This is a genomic window from Sulfitobacter sp. HI0040 (assembly GCF_001634885.1).
Classification (GTDB): Bacteria; Pseudomonadota; Alphaproteobacteria; order Rhodobacterales; family Rhodobacteraceae; genus Sulfitobacter.
Window position 1 is genome coordinate 1 of sequence record NZ_LWEX01000044.1, and the last position, 7,250, is coordinate 7,250.

Sequence of the window (7,250 nt, forward strand, 5' to 3'; positions counted from 1 at the left end):
GTCGCGCGTTCTTGTCCGCACCGGGCAGCGGGATCGACCGGAACAGCGCCTGCGTATAGGGGTGCTGCATCTCGTCGAAGACATCCTCGATGGAGCCGTCCTCCACCGCTTCGCCGGAATACATCACGCAGATCCGGTCGCAGGTTTCCAGCACCAGCCCGAGGTTGTGACTGATGAAAAGCATGGACGTGCCGTATTTGGTCCCCAACTCCTTCACGAGCTCCACCACAGCGGCCTCCACCGTCACGTCGAGCGCGGTCGTCGGCTCATCGAGGATCAGCAGCGAGGGCTCCGACATCAGCGCCATGGCGATCACGATGCGCTGCTGCTGCCCGCCGGAAAGCTGGTGCGGATAGGCCTTCAGGATACGCTCCGGGTCCGGCAGCTTCACGTCGGTGACGACCTGAAGCGCGCGGTCGTAGGCATCCTTTTCGGACATGCCGGCATGGATCATCGGCACTTCCATCAACTGCTTGCCGATCCGCATGGCGGGATTCAGGCTCGCCATCGGTTCCTGATAGATCATCGCGATCTCGCTGCCGCGGATGTCGCGCAATTCATCCTGCGTCATCTCGCCAAGGTCGCGGCCCTTGAACTTAATGGATCCCCCGACGATCCGGCCGTTCTTGCCCAGATCCTGCATCACGCCGAGCGCCACGGTGGATTTGCCGCAGCCCGATTCACCCACCAGCCCCAGCGCCTCGCCGGGTTGAACGCTGGCGGAAAAATCCATCACGGCGGGGATTTCCCGCAACCGGGTGAAAAAGGAGATCGACAGGTTGTCTATCTCGAGGATGGGGCCGTCGTATGCTTCCTTGACCATGTCGTTCTCCTTGTCCTTCCGAAAGACGCTTGCGCCTTCCAAATGGAAAAATATCCCGGGGGTCCGGGGGCTGGCCCCCGGGCCGTCCTCAGTCGCGTAGCGATTCCTCCCGCAGCCCGTCCGCCAGCAGGTTCAGACCCAGCACAAGGCTCAGAAGCGCCAGCGCCGGGGCTATCGCCGCATGAGGGTAGAGCGACAGCAGCCGCCGTCCCGCGTTGATGGTGCTCCCCCAGTCCGGGCTTTCGGATTCGAGCCCCAGCCCGAAGAAGCCCAGCGTGCCCAGAAGGATCGTGGTATATCCGATGCGCAGGCAGAAATCGACGATCAGCGGCCCGCGTGCATTGGGCAGGATCTCCCACAGCATGATGTACCACGGGCCCTCGCCCCTGGTCTGGGCGGCGGCCACGTAGTCGCGGGTCTTGATGTCCATGGCGAGGCCGCGCACGATCCGGAAGACGGTGGGCGAGTTCACGAAAACGACCGAGACGAAAACCACGAGGATCCCGGGGTCGATGTCGAAGAGGTCAAGGAACGGCGGGATGCCCGGGATCACATAGGTATTCGTCGCCACGATGGCCCCGTCGGTGGTGACCATCGACAGGTAGAGCCAGAGGCCCACGCCCAGCACCACCACCAGCAGCGGCGTGCGGAAAGAGGGCTGCGTGTAGTAGCGCGAATTGAGCAGGATCGCCGCGAAGATCAGCGGAAAGGAAAATAGGAACAATGCCATGTAGTTCGGAATGCCGGTCAGCACGATCTCCGGCGTGACCAGCAGGTAGAACAGCAGGATCACCGGGAAGGCGAGGATCAGGTTGGCCAGAAAGCTCAGCAGCGTGTCGAGCTTTCCGCCGTAATATCCCGCCGGCAGGCCCAGCGTGATCCCCACCATGAAGGCAAAGAGCGTGGCGAAGGGCGCGATCTTGACCACTACCCAGGACCCCTTGATGAGCCGGCTGAACACGTCCCGGGCCAGATTGTCGCCCCCCAGCAGGAACCACGGGTAGTCGCCTTCCTCGGCCCCGCGCAGGGGCGTTCCGGGAAGCTTGTTTTTCATGCCCGACACCTGGCTGAGGCTGTCGTGGGTGACCAGAAGGTCGAAGACCCCGCCGAAGACGCCGGTGAACACCCAGAACATCACGATGGCGAAGCCGATCATGCCTACGGTACTGTCAAAGAGCTTGCCATAAAGGCCCAGCCGCCGCTTGTAGGTGATCGACAGCGCGAAGGTCACGATCAGGGCGATCCAGACGGGCAGGAACTGTTGCGCCATGCCGCCGAAGATACCGGCCTCAGGCCCAAGGAATATCCCCCCCACCAGATAGACGAGGATGAGCGCCAGCGTCGCATAGAAGAGCCATGCCACCGCCGATCCGATCAGGCCTGAAAAGCCGGGGCTTGCCGTCATCGTGCCGTCGGGATTTACGCTGGCGGTTCCCCCGGTGCTTGGCAGGAGTGCGGCGAGTATCTGCAGCACGATGGCCAGCGCGAGCAGGCCCACGACGGTATAGAAGACGATGTTCAGCCCGCTCAGCGCGCCGGTCCATGTCAACGGTTCCATAAGCTCGTTCCTCTCAGGAAATGCGGATGCGCGGGTTCAGGTAGACATAGCCGATGTCGGAGATGAGCTGCGTCACCAGCACCACGATCACCGACACGACAGAGACCGCCAGCAGCAGTTCGATGTCGTTGTTGGAGGCGGCCTGCACCAGCAGCCAGCCGAAGCCCTTGTAGTTGAAAAGGGTTTCGACGATCACGACCCCGTTCAGCAGCCACGGGATCTGCAGCATGATGACGGTGAAGGGCGCGATCAGCGCGTTGCGCAGGGCGTGTTTCAACACGATGTCGCTGAACTTCACCCCCTTCAGGCGCGCGGTCCGGATATATTGCGCCGTCATCACCTCCGTCATGGAGGCGCGCGTCATCCGCGCGATATATCCCATGCCGTAGAGCGAGATGGTCAGCACCGGCAGGAAGAAGTTCCAGAAATTCGCATCCGCCATGGCGCTGGTGGCCGAACCGAGGAACAGCGTCTTGCTGTCGATCACGCCCCATTCGTTCAACAGCGGCGACAACCCGTATTTGGAAGAGGCCAGCACGGCGATGAAGATCACGCCGGAGACGTATTCCGGCGTCGCCGTCGTCGCGATCGAGAAGGTGGAGAGCGACCGATCGAGCTTGGAGCCCTCTTTCATCCCCGCGAGCACGCCTACGATGAGCGCCGATGGCACCATCAGCAGCAGCACGCCGAGCATGAGCTTGCCGGTGAGCGCAAGGCGGGTCAGCACGGTGGGGGCCACGTCCTCCTTGAAGACGGTGGAAAAGCCCCAGTCGCCCTGCAGCACGCCGCAGCGCGTCGGGCGCGCTTCTTCCGGGGTGCCCGCGGCAAAGCAGCGGCCAAAGACCTCACCGTCGTCTCGCACCGTCTCCCATCCCGGCAGCACCCCGAGCCATTGACCGAACTTGACGGGCAGGGGCTGCAGATACCCCCTGTCGGTCAGGTAGCTTGTCACGGCTTCGTCCGACATGCGGAAGTTGCCCTGGGTCTTGGCGAGCTTTTCGAGGTTCGGATAGAGGTTCGTCAGCCAGAACACGATGAACGTCAGGCATAGCGCCGTCAGCAGCATCACGCCCAGCCGGCGCAGAATGAATAATCCCATCGGGTGCCCCTGTTGCGTGGCGGGCAGGTTGATCCTGCCGGATTATCAGGTCTTTGCGACCCGTCGTTCACTTGGCCTGCCACGCGCGGGCACAGGCCCCCGGTGGCGTCGGTTTGTTGGTCTTGTCCCGGATCGGCGCCATTCGATCAAGGGTTTCCCGGTGTTTTCGCCGGGTTGTGATGTCACTTGTGGCGCCTATCAGGCATGAACGGGCGGGGTGCGTCAATGTCGCGTTCAGACCTTTGGGGCAATTTTTGCGACATCGTGTATCACTTCCCGGGTTTGCGTGGACGCCATCCAGTGGCTCCCGGGGCCGGCCAGGCGGGGCCACGCCGGAGGCGATCAGAGCGTTGCCGGGTCAATCCGGATCCAGCGGTCCGACCGGCTGCGCCCCCATGTACGTTGCCGTTTGGCATAGCGCCGGGTGGCGATCACGGCGGCGTCGCGCGCGGCCTCCAGCGTCAGCCGCCCCTCCAGATGCGCCATGAGTTCGGGCACGCCGATGGCGCGATGCGCGGGCAGGGCGGGGTCATATGACGGGCGTACCGCCTCTGCCTCTTCCAGCGCGCCTTCGGCCAACATCGCGTCAAAGCGCCGCGCGATCCGCGTGTTGAGCCAGTCTCGGTCCGCGTCCAGTACTAGCGGCAGGCAGTTTTCCAACGGCAGCAGCGGCGGGCCGGTATCGTCCTGCCAATCCGCCAAGGCGCGCCCCGTGCCCCGCTGCACCTCCCACGCCCGCTGGACCCGCGCCCGGTTGGCCAGATCGATCCGCGCGGATGTCCGCCCATCGAGATCGGACTGCAACTGGGGCAGCGTGCGCGCATCGGCTTCCTCGCGAACCTTCGGCGGGATGGGCGGGATCTCCGCCAGCCCTTCGGTGAGGGCCGCGAAGTAAAGCCCCGTGCCGCCGACCACGATGGGCCGGGACCCGCCCCTCAGCAGCGGGGCCAGATCGCGCAGCCATTCGCCGGCGGAATAGACTGTGGTCGCAGGGACATGACCGTAAAGCGCATGGGGCGCGCGGGTCTCCTCTTGCCGCGAGGGGCGCGCGGTGATCACCCGCCAGCAGTCGTAGACCTGGCTCGCGTCGGCGTTGATCACGGTGCCGCCCGCCTCTTCGGCGATGCGCAGGGCCAGCCCGGATTTGCCGGAGGCCGTAGGCCCGGCGATGAGCACCGGGCGGGCGGGATCGAGCCGCTTCAGCGTTTCTGGGTCGAAAGGCGACGACATGGCGCGAAGGCCCTCCGGTACGGATTGATCCTTTCGCGCATTTGCGACATTTTGCGCCGAAATACAAATCAGGTGCCGCGCCGCACCCCCCTGAAAGGTTTCCCCATGCCACAAGATGCCCCCCAGACGACCTTCAAACGGGTGATGCTGAAGATCTCGGGGGAGGCGTTGATGGGCGATCAGGGCTACGGGCTCCATCCGCCGACCGTGGAACGCATCGCCCGCGAAGTGCAGAGCGTGCATGAGATGGGCGTGGAAATCTGCATGGTCATCGGCGGCGGCAACATCTTTCGCGGGCTTCAGGGCTCCGCGCAGGGTATGGAACGGACCACCGCCGATTACATGGGCATGCTCGCCACGGTGATGAACGCGCTGGCGATGCAATCCGCTTTGGAAAGCCTCAAGATCCACACGCGCGTCATCAGCGCGATCACGATGAACGAAGTGGCGGAGCCCTATATCCGCCGCCGCGCCGTACGCCATCTGGAAAAGAAGCGGGTCTGCATCTTTGCCGCCGGCACGGGCAACCCCTATTTCACCACCGATACCGCCGCCACGCTGCGCGCGAACGAAATGTCCTGCGAGGCGATTTTCAAGGGCACCAAGGTCGACGGCGTCTATGACAAGGATCCGGCCAAGCACGACGACGCCAAGCGCTACGACACGGTCAGCTACGACGACGTCCTGCAAAAGCGCCTGGGTGTCATGGATGCCTCTGCCATCGCGCTGGCGCGCGACAACAACCTGCCGATCATCGTCTTTTCGCTGGATGAGCCCGGCGGGTTCAAGGGGATCCTTGCGGGCGAGGGGACCTATACCCGCGTTCAGGGCTGACCCCGCGGCAGGCGCCCGGCCCACCGGCAAACATGCTGGTAATCACACCGGCGCATGATCTATACAAACCGGCAGGCGGCCCCGGGCCGGAACGAGCGACGAGTGAGAACGGAAAACCATGTCAGACGATTTTATGCTGGATACAGACGACATCGAACGCCGGATGGAGGGCGCGATTGCGGCACTGCGGACGGAATTCGCTTCGCTGCGCACGGGCCGCGCCTCTGCCTCGATGCTGGAACCCGTCATGGTGGAAGCCTATGGCCAGAAGACACCGATCAACCAGGTCGGCACGGTCAACGTGCCGGAGCCGCGGATGGTCACCATCAACGTCTGGGACAAGGGCCTGGTCGGCAAGGTGGAAAAGGCTATCCGTGAAAGCGGTCTGGGCATCAATCCGCAGCTCAACGGCACGATCATCATGTTGCCGATCCCCGAGCTGAACGAAGAACGCCGCGCCCAGCTTTCGAAGGTGGCGGGCCAATATGCCGAACATGCCCGCGTTTCGATCCGCAACATTCGCCGGGACGGGATGGACAAGATCAAGAAGGCCAAGGCCGACGGGATGAGCGAAGACGACCAGAAGATCTGGGAAGGCGAGATGCAGGAAATCACCAACCGCTTCATCAAGGCGGTGGATGACCAGCTCGAAACCAAACAGGCGGAGATCATGCAGGTCTGACGCCTTTCCCGAAGAAGGCGGAAAGACCCGAAAAACAGCACAACTCACTGACGGGGCCGCGTCAGCCAACTCGCCGGAGACCCATCAATGTCCACCGCCGCCGACACTACGATCGAACGTGTTCCGGGGGGGCCGCGTCATGTCGCGATCATCATGGACGGCAATGGCCGCTGGGCGACCCAGCGCGGCCGTCCGCGCCTATTCGGCCATCATGCGGGTGCCAAGCGCGTCCGCGAGATCGTCGAGGCCTGCCCGGATATCGGTGTCGAATTCCTGACGATTTTTGCCTTCTCGACCGAGAACTGGAAACGCACACAGGTAGAAGTCGCCGGGTTGATGAGCCTCTTTCGCCGCTACATCGCCAAGGAGACCCGCGCGCTCAGCGAATTCGGGGCGCGGGTGCGATTCATCGGCGACCGGGTGCAGCTCGATGCAAAGCTCATCCGGCTGATGAACGAACTCGAAGAGGCCACCGCCGGAAACAGCCGCGTCAACCTGACCATCGCGCTGAACTACGGCGGTCGGGATGAGGTGGCCCGAGCGACCAAGCGGCTCGCGCAGGACGTGGCCGAAGGCCGGCTCGACCCCTCCGCCGTGGATGAGGAGACCCTGCCGCGCTATCTCGACACGCGAGTGCTGCCCGATCCCGATCTGGTGATCCGCACCAGCGGAGAGGCGCGCATCTCCAACTTTCTGCTCTGGCAGTCGGCCTATGCGGAGTACGAATTCATCGATACGCTCTGGCCCGACTTCACGAAGGAGGAGTTTCACCTGCTCTGCCGTGACTACGGCCAGCGCGACCGCCGCTTCGGCGGGGTCAAGCGATAGGGGAACGATTGATGGCGGCAAAGACGGAACGGTGGGCGGATCTGGCCACGCGCATGGGGTCGGGGGCCGCGATGGTCGTGGCGGGACTCTTGGGCATCTGGTTCGGCGGACTTGTCTTTCACCTGCTGGTGGCGCTGATCTGCGGGCTGATGGTCTGGGAACTGGTCGGCATGCTGCGCCCCGGCGAACGGGGTGC

General features: G+C 63.8%; 7 protein-coding genes and 1 pseudogene. 4 read left to right on the top strand and 4 right to left on the bottom strand.

What is annotated here, in order from left to right:
• From A3728_RS04475 to miaA, 4 genes are all read right to left on the bottom strand, one after another.
• Positions 1 to 823: ABC transporter ATP-binding protein (locus tag A3728_RS04475; RefSeq protein WP_150120642.1), on the bottom strand; the 823-nt coding region annotated here is incomplete at its 3' end.
• 88 nt (positions 824 to 911) lie between these two features.
• Positions 912 to 2,381: an ABC transporter permease gene (locus A3728_RS04480; protein WP_067920650.1), complete on the bottom strand. Its 1,470-nt coding sequence runs from the start codon at positions 2,379 to 2,381 to the stop codon at positions 912 to 914.
• Between the two features lie 13 nt (positions 2,382 to 2,394).
• Positions 2,395 to 3,480, bottom strand: a complete 1,086-nt coding sequence (locus A3728_RS04485) for an ABC transporter permease (protein WP_067920652.1) — start codon at positions 3,478 to 3,480, stop codon at positions 2,395 to 2,397.
• Between the two features lie 342 nt (positions 3,481 to 3,822).
• Positions 3,823 to 4,710 carry a tRNA (adenosine(37)-N6)-dimethylallyltransferase MiaA gene (miaA, locus tag A3728_RS04490; RefSeq protein WP_067920654.1) on the bottom strand — a complete coding sequence of 296 codons (888 nt, stop codon included), beginning with the start codon at positions 4,708 to 4,710 and terminating at the stop codon, positions 3,823 to 3,825.
• A gap of 105 nt (positions 4,711 to 4,815) precedes the next feature.
• Between miaA and pyrH the strand changes: the two genes are divergently transcribed.
• The 4 genes and pseudogenes from pyrH to A3728_RS04510 form a co-directional block, all read left to right on the top strand.
• Entirely contained in the window at positions 4,816 to 5,544 is a 729-nt protein-coding gene (pyrH, locus tag A3728_RS04495; RefSeq protein WP_067920660.1) for a UMP kinase, read from the top strand.
• A gap of 118 nt (positions 5,545 to 5,662) precedes the next feature.
• Complete coding sequence (gene frr / locus A3728_RS04500) at positions 5,663 to 6,226, top strand: ribosome recycling factor (RefSeq protein WP_067920656.1); 564 nt, start codon at positions 5,663 to 5,665, stop codon at positions 6,224 to 6,226.
• Between the two features lie 87 nt (positions 6,227 to 6,313).
• On the top strand, positions 6,314 to 7,054 hold the full coding sequence (uppS, locus tag A3728_RS04505; RefSeq protein WP_067920658.1) for a polyprenyl diphosphate synthase: 741 nt from the start codon (positions 6,314 to 6,316) through the stop codon (positions 7,052 to 7,054).
• 11 nt (positions 7,055 to 7,065) lie between these two features.
• Positions 7,066 to 7,250, top strand: a pseudogene (locus A3728_RS04510) (phosphatidate cytidylyltransferase); the annotation flags it as partial.